Annotated in this window: 11 protein-coding genes; 5 read left to right on the top strand and 6 right to left on the bottom strand. The window is 73.9% G+C overall.

All coding sequences use genetic code 11. The features are described from left to right. Window positions 1-121: 121 nt before the first annotated feature. The 4 genes from nifA to EDD54_RS15240 all read right to left on the bottom strand — a co-directional run bounded on the left by nifA (window position 122) and on the right by EDD54_RS15240 (window position 4,191). The gene (gene nifA / locus EDD54_RS15255; protein WP_245515787.1) at window positions 122-1,885 is read right to left on the bottom strand and encodes a nif-specific transcriptional activator NifA; all 1,764 of its coding nucleotides are present in this window, start codon (window positions 1,883-1,885) and stop codon (window positions 122-124) included. A 191-nt stretch (window positions 1,886-2,076) separates the two neighbouring features. Beyond that, window positions 2,077-2,964, bottom strand: a complete 888-nt coding sequence (gene modD / locus EDD54_RS15250; protein ID WP_126537795.1) for a ModD protein — start codon at window positions 2,962-2,964, stop codon at window positions 2,077-2,079. 10 nt (window positions 2,965-2,974) lie between these two features. Beyond that, window positions 2,975-3,814: a xanthine dehydrogenase gene (locus tag EDD54_RS15245; RefSeq protein WP_126537793.1), complete on the bottom strand. Its 840-nt coding sequence runs from the start codon at window positions 3,812-3,814 to the stop codon at window positions 2,975-2,977. A gap of 170 nt (window positions 3,815-3,984) precedes the next feature. Then, window positions 3,985-4,191 (bottom strand): TOBE domain-containing protein, encoded by a 207-nt coding sequence (locus EDD54_RS15240; protein ID WP_126537791.1) that lies wholly within the window; start codon window positions 4,189-4,191, stop codon window positions 3,985-3,987. Window positions 4,192-4,323: 132 nt separating this feature from the next. Between EDD54_RS15240 and hutI the strand changes: the two genes are divergently transcribed. The 5 genes from hutI (at window position 4,324) to EDD54_RS15215 (ending at window position 11,797) form a co-directional block, all read left to right on the top strand. After that, window positions 4,324-5,577, top strand: a complete 1,254-nt coding sequence (hutI, locus tag EDD54_RS15235) for an imidazolonepropionase (RefSeq protein WP_425375002.1) — start codon at window positions 4,324-4,326, stop codon at window positions 5,575-5,577. Further along, on the top strand, window positions 5,574-7,115 hold the full coding sequence (gene hutH, locus EDD54_RS15230; RefSeq protein ID WP_126537787.1) for a histidine ammonia-lyase: 1,542 nt from the start codon (window positions 5,574-5,576) through the stop codon (window positions 7,113-7,115). The genes hutI and hutH overlap by 4 nt, the downstream gene beginning before the upstream one ends. After that, entirely contained in the window at window positions 7,112-7,921 is an 810-nt protein-coding gene (gene hutG, locus EDD54_RS15225) for an N-formylglutamate deformylase (protein ID WP_126537785.1), read from the top strand. Before hutH ends, hutG begins: the two co-directional genes overlap by 4 nt. Then, entirely contained in the window at window positions 7,918-9,594 is a 1,677-nt protein-coding gene (gene hutU / locus EDD54_RS15220; RefSeq protein WP_126537783.1) for a urocanate hydratase, read from the top strand. The genes hutG and hutU overlap by 4 nt, the downstream gene beginning before the upstream one ends. Window positions 9,595-10,438: 844 nt before the next feature. Beyond that, entirely contained in the window at window positions 10,439-11,797 is a 1,359-nt protein-coding gene (locus tag EDD54_RS15215) for a formimidoylglutamate deiminase (protein WP_126537781.1), read from the top strand. 9 nt (window positions 11,798-11,806) lie between these two features. Here EDD54_RS15215 and EDD54_RS15210 read toward each other — a convergent pair whose 3' ends face one another. After that, the gene (locus EDD54_RS15210; protein ID WP_126537779.1) at window positions 11,807-12,796 is read right to left on the bottom strand and encodes a zinc-dependent alcohol dehydrogenase; all 990 of its coding nucleotides are present in this window, start codon (window positions 12,794-12,796) and stop codon (window positions 11,807-11,809) included. Window positions 12,797-12,807: 11 nt separating this feature from the next. Then, complete coding sequence (gene hisD, locus EDD54_RS15205) at window positions 12,808-14,130, bottom strand: histidinol dehydrogenase (RefSeq protein WP_126537776.1); 1,323 nt, start codon at window positions 14,128-14,130, stop codon at window positions 12,808-12,810. Window positions 14,131-14,138 lie beyond the last annotated feature (8 nt).

Below are 14,138 nucleotides of genomic sequence, written 5' to 3'. Positions count from 1 at the left end.
CAGCGGATTGTCGGGCCTCGCCGCACCGTCGCATCGGCTCTCGCGAACGCGGAAGGGCCGGGCGCGACGGCCCGGCCCATCCATGTGTTGCGATCGTCGGGAGCGCGCGTCCCGCGCCGGCTCAGAGCTTCTTCAGCTCGATGCCCTGCTTGCGCAGCGCGTAGCCGATCTGGCGCGGCGTCAGATTGAGGAGGCGCGCCGCCTTGGCTTGGACCCAGCCGGTGCGCTCCATGGCGTCGATCAGCATCTCGCGTTCCGACTTGCCGGGCCGGACGGCCGGACACTCGTCGGCGCCGACGCAGTCCTTCGGCAGGTCGGAGGCCGGTGCGGCGACGCCGGCGATCGGCAGGAACACCCCGCCGACCGGCTCGAACGCCGCCTGCGACTGCCCCGCCGGCACCCGCGCGCCCTTGCCCTTCCACAGCGTCGCCGACAGGCAGTTGCCCTGGCTGCAGGCGAGGTCGTCCTTGCCGATCTCGGGGCCGGTGGTCATCGCCGCGGTGCGGCGGACGCAGTTCTCGAGCTCGCGGACGTTGCCGGGGAAGTAGCAGCGCGCCAGCACGTCGAGCGCCTCGTCGCGGAAGCGGACGGAGCGGCGGTTCTCCGCGCCGAAGCTCGTCAGGAAGCTGGCGGCGAGGCGCGGGATGTCGCCCGGCCGTTCGCGCAGCGCCGGCAGCATCAGCGTCACCACGTTGATGCGGTAGTAGAGGTCGGCGCGGAAGGCGCCCTGCTCGACCGCCTTCTCGAGGTTCTTGTTGGTGGCGCAGATCAGGCGGAAATCCGCCTTCAGGGTCTGGGTGCCGCCGACACGCTCGAACTCGCCCTCCTGCAGCACGCGCAGCAGCTTGGCCTGGAAGGCCGCGGAAATCTCGCCGATCTCGTCGAGGAACAGCGTGCCGCCGTGGGCGAGCTCGAAGCGGCCGCGCCGGCTGCCGACGGCGCCGGTGAAGGCGCCCTTCTCGTGGCCGAACAGCTCGCTCTCGATCACGCTCTCCGGCAGCGCCGCGCAGTTCACCTTGACGAACGGGCCGTTCCGCCGCGGCGACTTGGCGTGGATCGCCTTGGCGAACATTTCCTTGCCGGTGCCGGTCTCCCCACGCAGCAGCACGGTGACGTTGGACGGCGCCACCTGGTCGACCATGCGCAGCACCGCCCGGAGCGACGGGCTGTCGCCGACGATGCCCGTCTTCGGCGCCGGCGCCGGCCGGCCGGTGGTCGCGGCACTCGCACCGCCTTCCTCCATCACGTTCGACAGCGCCTTCTCGAGGCGCTGCTTGTCCTCGATCAGGCGGTCGCGGTCCTCGGCGATGCGCCGGTGCAGCCGCACGGTCTGGCCGATCAGGTTGGCGATCATGGTCAGGAAGCGGACGTCGTCCTCGAGGCGGAACTCCAGGCGGCCGTCCCATTCGCGGTCGATCGACAGCGTTCCGATGACGCGGCCGTCCGCCTTGATCGGCACGCCGATGAAGCTCATCGTCGACTTGGTCGGCGCCACCATCAGGTAGACCGAGCCCTTGAACATCGGGTGTTGGGCGACGTTCTCGATCACCAGCGGCACCTGGGTCGCGACGATCTGGTCGATCGCCTTCTGCGGCACGAGGCTGCCGTTCTTCATCGGCTTGGCCGCCGAGGGGCCGGTGGCGGCGGCGAGTTCCGGCGTGCCGCTGTCGTCCAGCATCAGGATCATGCCGCGCCGCATCTGCATGAAGGACGACAGGATCGCGACGATGTTGGCGAGGCAGCTCTCGAGCGAGCGTGCCGAGGTCAGGATCTTGGAGATCTCGTAGATGCCCGACAGGGCGATCTCGCGATAGGCACCGGCACTCGCCGGGCGGCCGGCTGCGGAGGCGGGGCGGGACGCGGACATCACGGAGGTCGACGTCATCGAGCGTACTCCGGCGGGAACGGATCGGGGAGGTTGGGCGGCCGGAGAGCCGCACGCCAAGCATGCTGCGCTCCGGCAACGGCTGTCAGCATCAAATGAAATGCAGTCTGCTCAAGTCGTCGGCGTGAGAAGTGCCGTTCCATGATGCAATTCCTGGAGTCCGTCTTCGCGAGGCCCAAGTCTTCGTCGGACTACGTAAGTATCGAAACGGATGGAGGTGCGGTTTGCGGCACGGTTTCGGCACGGTCCGCCGGGACGATGGTCACGGCGACCTCCGCCGGCCGCGCCGTGTAGGGCCACGACGTGACCAGCAGGCCCGCGCCCGCGCGGACGTAGGCGGCGGCGTTGCTCGGATCGATACCGCCGGCGGCGGCGAGGAGCACGTGGGCGGGTCGTGCCGCCGCGACCGCCGCGACCTCGTCCGGTTTGAACTTCTCGAGCTGGATCACGTCGAAGCCCGCCGCGATCGCCCGGCGCGCCTCGCCGGGTTCGCCGACCTCGACGACCAGCCGCTTCTCCGGTGCGCCGTGGCGCAGGCGCGCGGCGAGCGCCGCGAGGTCCTCACCGGCCAGGAAGGCGCGGTGTTCGGCGAACAGCAGCACCGTCTCGGACAGGCCGTGCCGGTGCAGCACCGCGCCGCCCGCGACCACGGCGATCTGCGACAGCCGTCTCGTGCCCGGCACGGTCTTGCGCGTGCAGGCGACGCGCACGGCCGGATCGACGGCGGCCGCGGCGTCCACGAGGCTGCGCGCCGCGCCGGCGATGCCCGAGAGCACCTCGACCAGGGTCTGCGCCACCTTCCAGCCGCGGTGCAGGGCGCCGGCCTGTCCGTCCGCGACCAGCAGCGGCGTGCCTGCGGGGACGGTGGTGCCGCTCGCCACCGCCAGCGCCACCGTGGCGCCGACGTGGCCGAGGATCTGGCCGGCCACCTCGATCCCCGCGACCGTCGTCGGGCCGCGCGCGGCGAAGGTGAGGCGGCCGGGCATGGCGCCGATGGCGAGGGCGTCGGTGGTGAGGTCGCCGGCGGGCACGTCCTCGGCGAGGAGGCGCTCGACCTCTGCGATGGTGATGCGGTTCAACGGCGGGGCCTCAGAGGACCGGCGCGGCGACGGGGCGGTGCGCCCGCGCCGCCCGCACCACCGCGTCGGCGATGGCGGCGCCGCGCTCGTCGATGCCGGTCCACGACGCCAGGCCGCGGCCGCGCGGGTCGATCTCCAGCAGCTTGACGCCCTCGGCCACCTCGGTGCCGTCGCGCACCACGCCGCGCAGCACCCCGTCGATCGGTGCCGTCACCGGCACGCCGTCGAGGAGGCCGACGGTGACGCCGCGGTAGAGCCGGGTGCCGATCTCGAGCGCCGTGCGCCAGCGTCCCGGCCGGTCGGCGCGGGCGAAGCGCTCGCCGCCGGCCTCGCCGAGCCGCGCCGAACGGCCGTCGGCGCCGTCGGTCGCGCCGGCGCCGACCACGGTGCCGTTGCGCGCCGGGCGCGTCTCGATCGCGACGTCGCAATTGCCGCCGACGGTAAAGCCCGGCCCGAGGCCGATCGCCAGCGGCGTCAGCAGCCGGAGGTCCGGCTTCACCGCGTGCTTGTTCATCCGGGCGTCGGCGAGCAGGGCGAAGCGGGTGTGCGGGTAGAGGTCGGAGAAGCCGAGCCGGGTGACGCCGATCCGCGGATCGCGCCGCCCGAAGAAGCCAATGTGGCCGCCTTCCTCGATCGGCTCGGCGCCGACGCCCTCGATCGCAACGGTCTCGCCGTAGAGCACGTCGTGGAAGGCCATGGCGCGCCGGATCACCGGCGGGTGCGGGTCGTGCGACAGCACCGAGGCGAAGCCGGCGCGCCACAGGTGCACCGCCACCGCCGAGGCGATCTCGTTGGTCCCGAGGATCAGGGCGACCGGTGCCCCGCCGTCCTCGTCGCTCCATCCGATCATGCTCGTCGCTCCAGGTCGCGTCCGCGGGGCTCCTCGGCCGGACGCCGAGCAAGCGCCATGCCGCGTGCCGAATGCCGGAGCGCCGCGGCCGCCGGTCCGGGACGCCGTGTCGGGAAGCCGACAGGATGTCGGATTCCCGACGTCGCGATCCCGACGCGGCGGGACCGGCCTCAGTCCACCGCGATCATCACGTCGGACGATTTCACCACCGCGTAGGCGGCGCCGCCGACGGCGAGCTTCAGCTCGTCCACCGCCTCGTTGGTGATCGCGGCGGTGACGACGGAGCCGCCGACGTCGAGCCGGACATGGGCCGTCGTCGCCCCCTTCACCACCTCGACGATGGTGCCCTTCAGGACGTTGCGGGCGCTGATCTTCATTCCTGTCTCCCTGCGCGCTGCGCTGGCGGGCCACCCGGGACGGGCGACCGGCACCGCGACCCGAGCAGGTTCCGTGCCGCCCTTGCCAGGGAGCTCGATAATGTATATACATATTGGCGGGAGGACGGACCCGTGACCGACATCGACACGCCTTCGCGCCCGACGATCTGGACCAACGCGACGCTGCTCGCCCCCGCCGGCGTCGCCGCGCCCGCACCGGGGCGCGGCGCCTTGGTGGCCGAAGCCGGCCGCATCGTCGCGCTCGGCGACACCGCCGACCTCCCGGCGACGCTGCTCGCCCGCGCCGAGGTGGTCGACTGCGGCGGCCGCCTCGTCACGCCGGGCCTGATCGACTGCCACACCCACCTCGTCCACGCCGGCGACCGCGCCGACGAGTTCGAGCGTCGCCTCGCCGGCGCGAGCTATGCGGAGATCGCCGCGGCCGGCGGCGGCATCATGGCGAGCGTGCGCGCCGTCCGCGCCGCCGACGAGGACGCCCTGGTCGCCGCCGCGCTGCCCCGGCTCGATCGGCTGGCCGCCGACGGCGTCACCACCGTCGAGATGAAGTCCGGCTACGGTCTCGACCTCGACGCCGAACTGCGCATGCTCGCCGCCGCCCGCCGCCTCGGCCGCGAGCGCCCGGTCCGGGTCGTGACCAGCTTCCTCGGTGCCCACGCCGTGCCGGCCGAGCGCCGGGACGACCGCGCCGCCTACGTCCGCGACGTCGTCGAGCGGATGCTGCCGGCGGTCGCCGCCGCCGGCCTCGCCGACGCCGTCGACGCCTTCCTGGAGACCGTCGCCTTCGACGAGGCCGAGGTCCGCGCCGTGTTCGACGCCGCCCGTCGCCTCGGCCTGCCGGTCAAGCTCCACGCCGACCAGCTCTCCGACGGCGGCGGCGCCGCGCTCGCCGCCGCCTACGGCGCCCTCTCGGCCGATCATCTCGAATACACCGGCGAGGCCGGCGCCGCGGCGATGGCGAAGGCCGGCACCGTCGCCGTGCTGCTGCCCGGCGCCTACTACCTCCTGCGCGAGACCCGCCGCCCGCCGGTCGAGGCGTTCCGCCGTCACGGCGTGCCGATGGCGGTGGCGACCGACTGCAACCCCGGCACCTCACCGCTGACTTCTCTGCTGTTCGCCATGAACATGGCCGCGACGCTGTTCGGCCTCACCGTCGCCGAATGCCTCGACGGCGTCACGACCGCCGCCGCGCGCGCCCTCGGACTCTCCGCCGAGATCGGCGCGCTGGAGCCCGGCAAGCGCGCCGACCTCGCGATCTGGAACGCCACCCGCCCGGCCGAGCTGGTCTACCACCTCGGCGCCGATCTCCTCCATTCCCGGGTCTTCGGCGGCCGCGCCGACCGGCCCGCAGCAAGGGCCACGCCATGACGCTCGTCCTCGACCCCGGCGCCGTCGACCTCGCCACGCTCGCCCGGATCTACCGGACCGACGCGCCGGTCCGCCTCGCCGACGGCTGCCGCCCCGCGATCGCCCGCGCCGCCGCGCGCATCGCCGAGATCGCCGGCGGCGAAGAGCCGGTCTACGGCATCAACACCGGCTTCGGGAAACTCGCCAGCATCCGCATCGCGGTCGGCGACGTCGCCCGCCTGCAGCGCAACCTGATCCTCAGCCATTGCTGCGGCGTCGGCGCGCCGCTCCCCGAGGCGGTGGTGCGGGTGATCCTCGCCCTGAAGCTGATTTCGCTCGGCCGCGGCGCCTCCGGCGTCCGGCCGGAGATCGTCGTGCTGATCGAGGGCATGCTCGCGAACGGCGTGCTGCCGGTGATCCCCGAGAAGGGCTCGGTCGGCGCCTCCGGCGACCTCGCCCCGCTCGCCCACATGGCCGCCGCCATGATCGGCGAGGGCGAGGTGACGGTCGGCGGCGCGACGAAGCCGGCCCGCGACGGCCTCGCCGCCGCCGGGCTCGCCCCGGTCGAACTCGCGGCCAAGGAGGGCCTCGCCCTTATCAACGGCACCCAGGTCTCGACCGCCCTCGCGCTCGCCGGCCTGTTCCGCGCCCACCGCGCCGCGGTCACCGCGCTCGTCACCGGCGCCATGTCGACCGACGCGGCGATGGGTTCGTCCGCGCCGTTCCGCGACGAGATCCACGCGCTGCGCGGCCATCCCGGCCAGATCGCGGCGGGGAGGGCGCTCCGGCTGCTGCTCGAGGGCTCGGAGATCCGCGACAGCCACCTCGACGGCGACAGCCGCGTCCAGGATCCCTATTGCCTGCGCTGCCAGCCGCAGGTCGACGGCGCCTGCCTGGACCTGATCGGCTACGCCGCGACCACACTGGAGCGCGAGGCCAACGCCGCCACCGACAACCCGCTGGTGCTCTCCGACGGCAGCGTCGTCTCGGGCGGCAACTTCCACGCCGAGCCGGTCGCCTTCGCCGCCGACCAGGTCGCCATCGCCGTCGCCGAACTCGGCGCCATCGCCCAGCGCCGGATCGCCACGCTGGTCGACCCCGCGCTCAACTTCGGCCTGCCGGCCTTCCTCGCCGCCAAGCCCGGCCTCAACTCCGGCCTGATGATCGCCGAGGTCACCTCGGCGGCGCTGATGAGCGAGAACAAGCAGATGTCGCATCCGGCCTCGGTCGACTCGACGCCGACCTCGGCCAACCAAGAGGACCACGTCTCCATGGCCTGCCACGGCGCCCGCCGCCTCCTCGCCATGACCGACAACCTCTTCGGCATCCTCGGCATCGAGGCGCTGACCGCCGCGCAGGGCCTCGACTTCCGCGCGCCGCTCGCCACCAGCCCGGCGCTTTCCGCCGCCCACGCCGCCGTCCGCGCCGTCGTGCCGACGCTCGACGAGGACCGTCACCTCGCCGCCGACATCGCCGCCTGCACCGCGCTCGTCGCCGACGGCACGCTCGCCGCCGCCGTGCCGGCCGGCATCCTGCCCGACCTCGGAGCCGGCCGATGACCGTCGTCGTCGAACGCGGCGAGGGACCCGTCGTCCTCGCCTTCCCGCACACCGGCACCGACCTGCCGGACGACGTCCGCGACCGGCTGAACGACACCGGCCGCGTGCTCGCCGACACCGACTGGCACGTCGACAGGCTCTACGCCGGCCTCTTGCCGGGCGCGACCACCGTGCGCGCCACCTTCCACCGCTACGTGATCGACGCCAACCGCGATCCCGCCGGTTCCAGTCTCTACCCCGGCCGCAACACCACCGCCCTGGTGCCGACCACCGACTTCGACGGCCGGCCGATCTGGCGCCCCGGCGCCGAGCCCGACGCCGCCGAGATCGAGCGCCGCCGCGCCGGCTTCCACGCGCCCTACCACGCCGCGCTCGCCGCCGAGATCGAGCGCGTGCGCGCCCGCCACGGCGTCTGCGTCCTCTACGACTGCCACTCGATCCGCTCGACCATCCCGTTCCTGTTCGACGGCCTGCTGCCCGACTTCAACGTCGGCACCGACGGCGGCCGCACCGCCGATCCGGCCCTGGTCTCCGCGGTGATGGCGAAGGTCGCCGCCGCCGACTGCTACGCCCACGTCCTCGACGGCCGCTTCCGCGGCGGCTGGACCACGCGCTGGTACGGCCGCCCCGAGGCCGGCGTCCACGCGATCCAGATGGAGCTCGCCCAGCGCACCCACCTCGCCGCCGAGGCGCCGCCCTTCGCCTACGACGCGGCGAGGGCGGGGCGCCTGCGCGTCCACCTTGCCGCCGTCCTCACCGCCCTCGAGACCACCGCCCACCGCCTCGCCGCCGGAGCCGCCCGATGACCGACCCCCGCCGCCACAACGCCCGCGAGGTCCGCGCGCCGCGCGGCACCGCGCTCAACGCCCGGTCCTGGATGACGGAAGCCCCGCTCCGGATGCTGATGAACAACCTCGACCCGGGCGTCGCCGAGAACCCGCACGAGCTGGTGGTCTACGGCGGCATCGGCCGCGCCGCCCGCACCTGGGACGATTTCGACCGCATCGTCGCCACGCTGAAGACCCTCGGCGACGACGAGACGTTGCTGGTCCAGTCCGGCAAGCCGGTCGGCGTCTTCCGCACCCACGCCGACGCCCCGCGGGTGCTGATCGCCAACTCCAACCTCGTGCCGCACTGGGCGACCTGGGACCATTTCAACGAGCTCGACCGCAAGGGCCTCGCCATGTACGGCCAGATGACGGCCGGCTCGTGGATCTACATCGGCACCCAGGGCATCGTTCAGGGCACCTACGAGACCTTCGTCGAGGCCGGCCGCGTCCACTACGGCGGCGACCTCGCGGGCCGCTGGATCCTGACCGCCGGCCTCGGCGGCATGGGCGGCGCGCAGCCGCTGGCGGCGGTGATGGCCGGGGCCTCTTGCCTCGCGGTCGAGTGCAACCCGGACTCGATCGACTTCCGCCTCCGCACCCGCTACCTCGACGAGAAGGCGGAGACCATCGACGAGGCGCTCGCGATGATCGCGCGCTGGACCGCCGCCGGCGAGGCCAAGTCGGTCGGCCTCCTCGGCAACGCCGCCGAGGTGCTGCCGGAACTGGTCCGCCGCGGCGTCCGCCCCGACATCGTCACCGACCAAACCTCCGCCCACGACCCGGTCAACGGCTACCTGCCGAAGGGCTGGACCATGGCCGAGTGGAAGGCGAGGCGCGAAAGCGACCCCAAGGCGGTCGAGCGCGCCGCCCGCGCCTCGATGCGCGAGCACGTCGAGGCGATGCTCGCCTTCTGGAACGCCGGCGTTCCGACGCTCGACTACGGCAACAACATCCGCCAGGTCGCCAAGGACGAGGGCCTCGAGAACGCCTTCGCCTTTCCCGGCTTCGTGCCGGCCTACATCCGCCCGCTGTTCTGCCGCGGCGTCGGCCCGTTCCGCTGGGCCGCGCTCTCGGGCGACCCGGAGGACATCCTCCGCACCGATGCCAAGGTGAAGGAGCTGCTGCCCGACAACACCCATCTCCACCGCTGGCTCGACATGGCGCGCGAGCGCATCGCCTTCCAGGGGCTCCCCGCGCGCATCTGCTGGGTCGGCCTCGGCGACCGCCACCGCCTCGGCCTCGCCTTCAACGAGATGGTGCGGACGGGCGAGCTGAAGGCCCCGATCGTGATCGGCCGCGACCATCTCGACTCGGGTTCGGTCGCCTCGCCCAACCGCGAGACCGAGGCGATGCGCGACGGCTCCGACGCCGTCTCCGACTGGCCGCTCCTCAACGCCCTCCTCAACTGCGCGTCGGGCGCCACCTGGGTGTCGCTGCACCACGGTGGCGGCGTCGGCATGGGCTTCTCGCAGCACTCCGGCATGGTGATCTGCTGCGACGGCACCGACGACGCCGCCCGCCGCATCGCCCGCGTGCTCTGGAACGACCCCGCCACCGGCGTCATGCGCCACGCCGACGCCGGCTACGACATCGCCCTCGACTGCGCCCGCGACCAAGGCCTCCGCCTGCCCGGCATCCTGGGGAACTGACGGGGGAGAGGGGCGTGTTCACCCCATCCCCCGCCGCGCCACCCCACCCCGGCGCTCCGCGCCGACCGACCCGCCTCGAAGTCGCCGGCCTCCTCGGCGTTCGGCTTCGCCTCACCCCCACGAGGGGCAGGGCAGGAAAACGGCCCGCGACGGCGCAACTTCTACCCTCCCCCTTGCGGGGAGGGTCGACGGCCGAAGGCCGGCGGGGTGGGGTGGCATCCACCCGCGAGACGCCCATCGGCCCCGCCGCGCCCGTGCCAACCGAGGTCGAGCTCGTGGAGGCGAACCCCACCCCGTCGCTTCGCGCCGACCCTCCCCGCAAGGGGGAGGGTAGGAAAAGGGCCCGCGACGGCGCCAAGTCTTACCCTCCCCCTCGTGGGGAGGGTCGACGGCCGAAGGCCGGCGGGGTGGGGTGGCGTCCACCCGCGAGACGCGATTTGGAGCCGCCGCGCCTGTTCCATGAGCGCGAGCCCGTGGAAGCGAACCCCACCTCGGCGCTCCGCGCCGACCCTCCCCACGAGGGGGAGGGTAGGAAGACCGCACGCGACGGCGCAACTTCTACCCTCCCCCCTGTGGGGAGGGTCGACGGCCGGAGGCCGGCGGGGTGGGGTGGCGCCGACGCCCCTCCATCGGGCTTCGCCGTCGTACCGCTGTTCCCCGGGGTCTCACCCCGTCACGCCGCGCTACCCCACCCCGGCGCTTCGCGCCGACCGACCTGCTTCGGAGTCACTTGCCTCCTCCGCGTTCGGCTTCGCCTCACCCCCACGAGGGGGAGGGTAGGAACACCGGACGCGACGATGCCCCCACCCGCCGCACCCCCACCCCAACACCCACCCGCCCCCCCATGACCGACCTCCACTTCGCCCAGGCGCTCCTCCCCACCGGCTGGGCGGCCGACGTCCGCGTCCGTCTCGCCGACCGTCGGATCGCCGCCGTCGTCCCCGGCTCATCCCCCGACGGCTGCGAGCGCCATCCGATCGCGCTCCCGGGCCTCGCCTCGCTGCACAGCCACGCCTTCCAGCGCGGCATGGCCGGGCTCGCCGAGCACCGCGCCGCCGGGCCGGACAGCTTCTGGACCTGGCGCCGGGTGATGTACGACTTCGCCCTCGCGCTCGACCCCCACGAGGTCGAGGCGATCGCCGCCATGCTGGACGTCGAACTGCTCGAAAGCGGCTTCACCACCGTCGGCGAGTTCCACTATCTCCACCACGACCGCGACGGCCGCGACTACGCCGACCCCGCCGAGATGGCCGCCCGCGTCGCCGCCGCCGCCGCCGAGACCGGCGTCGGCCTGACCCTCCTGCCGGTGTTCTACGCCCGCTCCGGCTTCGGCGCGGCGACGACCGCCCCCGCCCAGCGCCGCTTCGCCGGCGACCTCGACCGCTACGCCCGCCTGCTCGACGCGACCCGCCGCCTCGCCGCCGGCGCCGAGGGCCTGACGGTCGGCGTCGCCCCGCACAGTCTGCGCGCCGCCTCGCGCGAGGAGATCCGCGCCGTCGCCGCCCTCGGCGCCGGCGGGCCGGTGCACGTCCACGTCGCCGAGCAGACCGCCGAGGTCGACGACTGCCTCGCCTTCTCCGGCGCGCGCCCCGTCGCCTACCTGCTCGACGGCGCCGACGTCGACGCTCGCTGGTGCCTGATCCACGCCACCCACATGGACGCCGACGAATACGCCCGGGTCGCGGCGTCGGGCGCCGTGGTCGGGCTCTGCCCGGTCACCGAGGCCAACCTCGGCGACGGCATCTTCGACCTGCCGCGCCTGCTCGCCGCCGGCGGCGGCTTCGGCGTCGGCACCGACGGCAACGTCGCGATCGGCGCGGCGGAGGAACTCCGCCAACTGGAATACTCCCAGCGTCTCGCGCTCCGCGCCCGCAACGTCGCCTGCGAGCCCGGCGGCTCCACCGGCCGGCGCCTGTTCGACGGCGCGCTCGCCGGCGGTGCCGCCGCGCTCGGCCGCGGCCCCGCGGGCCTCGCCGTCGGCGCCACCGCCGACATCGTCGGGCTCGACGCCGACCACCCCGCACTCGTCGGCGCCGTCGGCGACCGCGTGCTCGACCGTTGGATCTTCGCGGGCGGAACGGCGGCGGTCGCCACCGTCTGGGCGCGCGGCCGCAAGGTTGTCGCCGACGGTCGTCACCTCGGCCGCGACGCCGTCGCTGCCCGCTACCGCAAGGCCCTCGCCGCCGTGCTGGCGCGGCTCTGAGCCCCCGCGTCAGACCGGCCGCAGGATGGTCTTCAGCCCGGTCGCCTCACCGGCGATGATCCGGGCATAGGCGGCCGGCGCGTCGTCGAGCCCGTGCTCGCCGTCGACGAAGCGCCGGAGTGCCGGCGACAGGCCCTCGAGCATCGCTACCACCTCGGGCAGTTCGTCGGTGAAGGCGTGGCTGCCGACGAGGGCGATCTCGCGCTCCACCAGCAGGTTGGGGTCGAGCGGGAAGGCGCCGTGCGAGATGCCGACGAGGCAGAGCCCGCCGCCACCGCCGAGCCCACGCACCAGCGCCTCGACCACCGCGACGCTGCCGGTGGCGTCGAAGGCATGGCGGACCCGCCCGGCGCCATCCGCGAGGTCGATCGGCTCGGCGCCGGTCTCGCCGGCCACCAGCGCCAGCCGGGCGGCGTTGCGGTCGGCGACCAGCAGCGGGCCGTCGTGCAGCCGCGAGACGAGCAGCGCCACCAGCCCGCCGATCGGCCCGCAGCCCGCCACCAGCACCGGCGCGCCGGCCGGCACCGGCAGCCGGCGGATCGCGTGCAGCGCCACCGCCAGCGGCTCGGCCATCGCGGCCGCCACCGGATCGGTCCCGGCCGGCACCTTCTCGACCAGCCGCGCGGGCAGCACCGTGAACGGCGCGAAGCCGCCGTCGCAGACCTCGCCGACGAAGCCGAGCCGGCGGCAGAGGTTGCGCCGGCCGGCGCGGCAGGCGTCGCAATCGCCGCACCAGAAGCGCGAGTCGGCCACCACCCTGTCGCCGGGGGCGAGGCCCGCGACGCCGCCGCCGACCGCCACAACCTCGGCCGAGAACTCGTGGCCGGCGACGCGCGGCGTCCCGGTCAGCCACTGGCCGGTGCGGAAGTTGTGCACGTCCGAGCCGCAGATCCCGGCGGCGAGCACCTTCAGCGACACCTCGCCCGGGCCCGGCGCGCCCGGCTCAGGCAGGTCCTCGACGCGGAGGTCCCCGGCGGCGTGCAGTCTGACGGCCTTCATCGCCGCTCTCCTCATTTCGGCAGGTAGGGCGCGCGCATCTCGGAGACGGCGTTGTAGTGCGAGGAGAAGCCCTCGTAGGTCGCCAGCGTGCGGGCGTGCCGGGCGAAGGTCTCGTAGCCGCCGGCGGTGACGTAGCCGATCGAAGAGCGCTTGACGAAGTCGGTCACCGACAACGGCCCGTAGGTGCGCGCCCAGCGACTGGTCGGCAGCACGGCGTTGGGGCCGAGGCCGAAATTGCCGATCGTCACCGGCGTGTGCGGGCCCATCAGGATCTCCGCCGCCTCGGTGATGCGGCCGAGATGGGCGAACGGGTCGGTCGAGAGGATCTCGAGGTGCTCGGGCGCGTAGTCGTTGACGAAGCGGTAGCTCTCCTCCAGCGACGGCGTCAGCACGACGCCGCCGTGCGGGCCGCACAGCACCGCGCGCGAGAAGTCGACGCGCTGTTCGGTCATCCGGGCCCAGTGGTCGGGCAGGGCGGCGAGCGCCTCCTCGGCGACGCGGCGCTCGTGGGTGACGAGATAGGCCGAGGAATCCGGCCCGTGTTCGGCCTCGACCAGGAGATCGAGCGCGGCGAGGCCGCCATGGACGCTGCCGTCGGCGAAGATGATCGCCTCGGACGGGCCGGCCGGCAGGCCGGGATCGATCACGCCGGCGAGCAGGCGCTTGGCCGCCACCACCCACGGACTGCCGGGGCCGACGATCTTCAGCGCCGGTTTCACCGTCTCGGTGCCGTAGGCGACCGCGGCGACGGCCTGTGCGCCACCGCACTTGTAGACCGTGCCGACCCCGGCGAGGCGGGCCGCCACCAGCGTCGCGGCGTCGACCGAGCCGTCCGGCGTCGGCGGCGTCACGATCGAGAGTTCGGGCACGCCGGCCACCACCGCCGGCACCGCCGTCATCATCGTCACCGACGGGAAGGCGCCCTTGCCGCGCGGCACGTAGAGCGCCACCGAGCGGATCGGCGTGAAGCGGTCGCCGGCAAAGCCGCCGGGCCGGATCTCCTTCAGCCACATCGCCTCCGGCTTCTGCTCCTCGTGGAAGACGCGGATGTTCTCGATGCCGAAGCGGATCGCCTCGACCACCTCGGGCGCGACCGCCTCGAAGGCGGCGTCGAACTCGGCCTCGGACACCTTCAGCGTCGCGGCCGTCACGTCGGCCTTGTCGAGCTCGCGGCCGAAACGCACCAGCGCCGCGTCGCCCTCGCTGCGCACCGCCTCGACGATCGGCCGGGCACGCTCGACGAAGGACGTCAGGTCGGCCTCCGAGCGCTTCAGCAGCCGGGCGCGGGCGGCGTCGTCGAGGAGGGAGAGGTCGTGGAAGGAAACGTCGGCCATGGGGTGTT

Origin of the sequence: Oharaeibacter diazotrophicus (assembly GCF_004362745.1) — a bacterium.
Lineage (GTDB): Bacteria > Pseudomonadota > Alphaproteobacteria > Rhizobiales > Pleomorphomonadaceae > Oharaeibacter > Oharaeibacter diazotrophicus.
The sequence above is the reverse complement of the archived record's forward strand: the minus strand, read 5'-3'. Positions and strand labels throughout refer to the sequence as shown.

Excerpts from the sequence above, each read along its gene's own strand:
- nifA (WP_245515787.1), bottom strand. The coding sequence starts at position 1,885 with ATGACGTCGACCTCCGTGATGTCCGCGTCCCGCCCCGCCTCCGCAGCC.
- EDD54_RS15245 (WP_126537793.1), bottom strand. The coding sequence starts at position 3,814 with ATGATCGGATGGAGCGACGAGGACGGCGGGGCACCGGTCGCCCTGATC.
- EDD54_RS15240 (WP_126537791.1), bottom strand. The coding sequence starts at position 4,191 with ATGAAGATCAGCGCCCGCAACGTCCTGAAGGGCACCATCGTCGAGGTG.
- hutH (WP_126537787.1), top strand. The coding sequence starts at position 5,574 with ATGACGCTCGTCCTCGACCCCGGCGCCGTCGACCTCGCCACGCTCGCC.
- hutG (WP_126537785.1), top strand. The coding sequence starts at position 7,112 with ATGACCGTCGTCGTCGAACGCGGCGAGGGACCCGTCGTCCTCGCCTTC.
- hutU (WP_126537783.1), top strand. The coding sequence starts at position 7,918 with ATGACCGACCCCCGCCGCCACAACGCCCGCGAGGTCCGCGCGCCGCGC.
- EDD54_RS15215 (WP_126537781.1), top strand. The coding sequence starts at position 10,439 with ATGACCGACCTCCACTTCGCCCAGGCGCTCCTCCCCACCGGCTGGGCG.
- EDD54_RS15210 (WP_126537779.1), bottom strand. The coding sequence starts at position 12,796 with ATGAAGGCCGTCAGACTGCACGCCGCCGGGGACCTCCGCGTCGAGGAC.
- hisD (WP_126537776.1), bottom strand. The coding sequence starts at position 14,130 with ATGGCCGACGTTTCCTTCCACGACCTCTCCCTCCTCGACGACGCCGCC.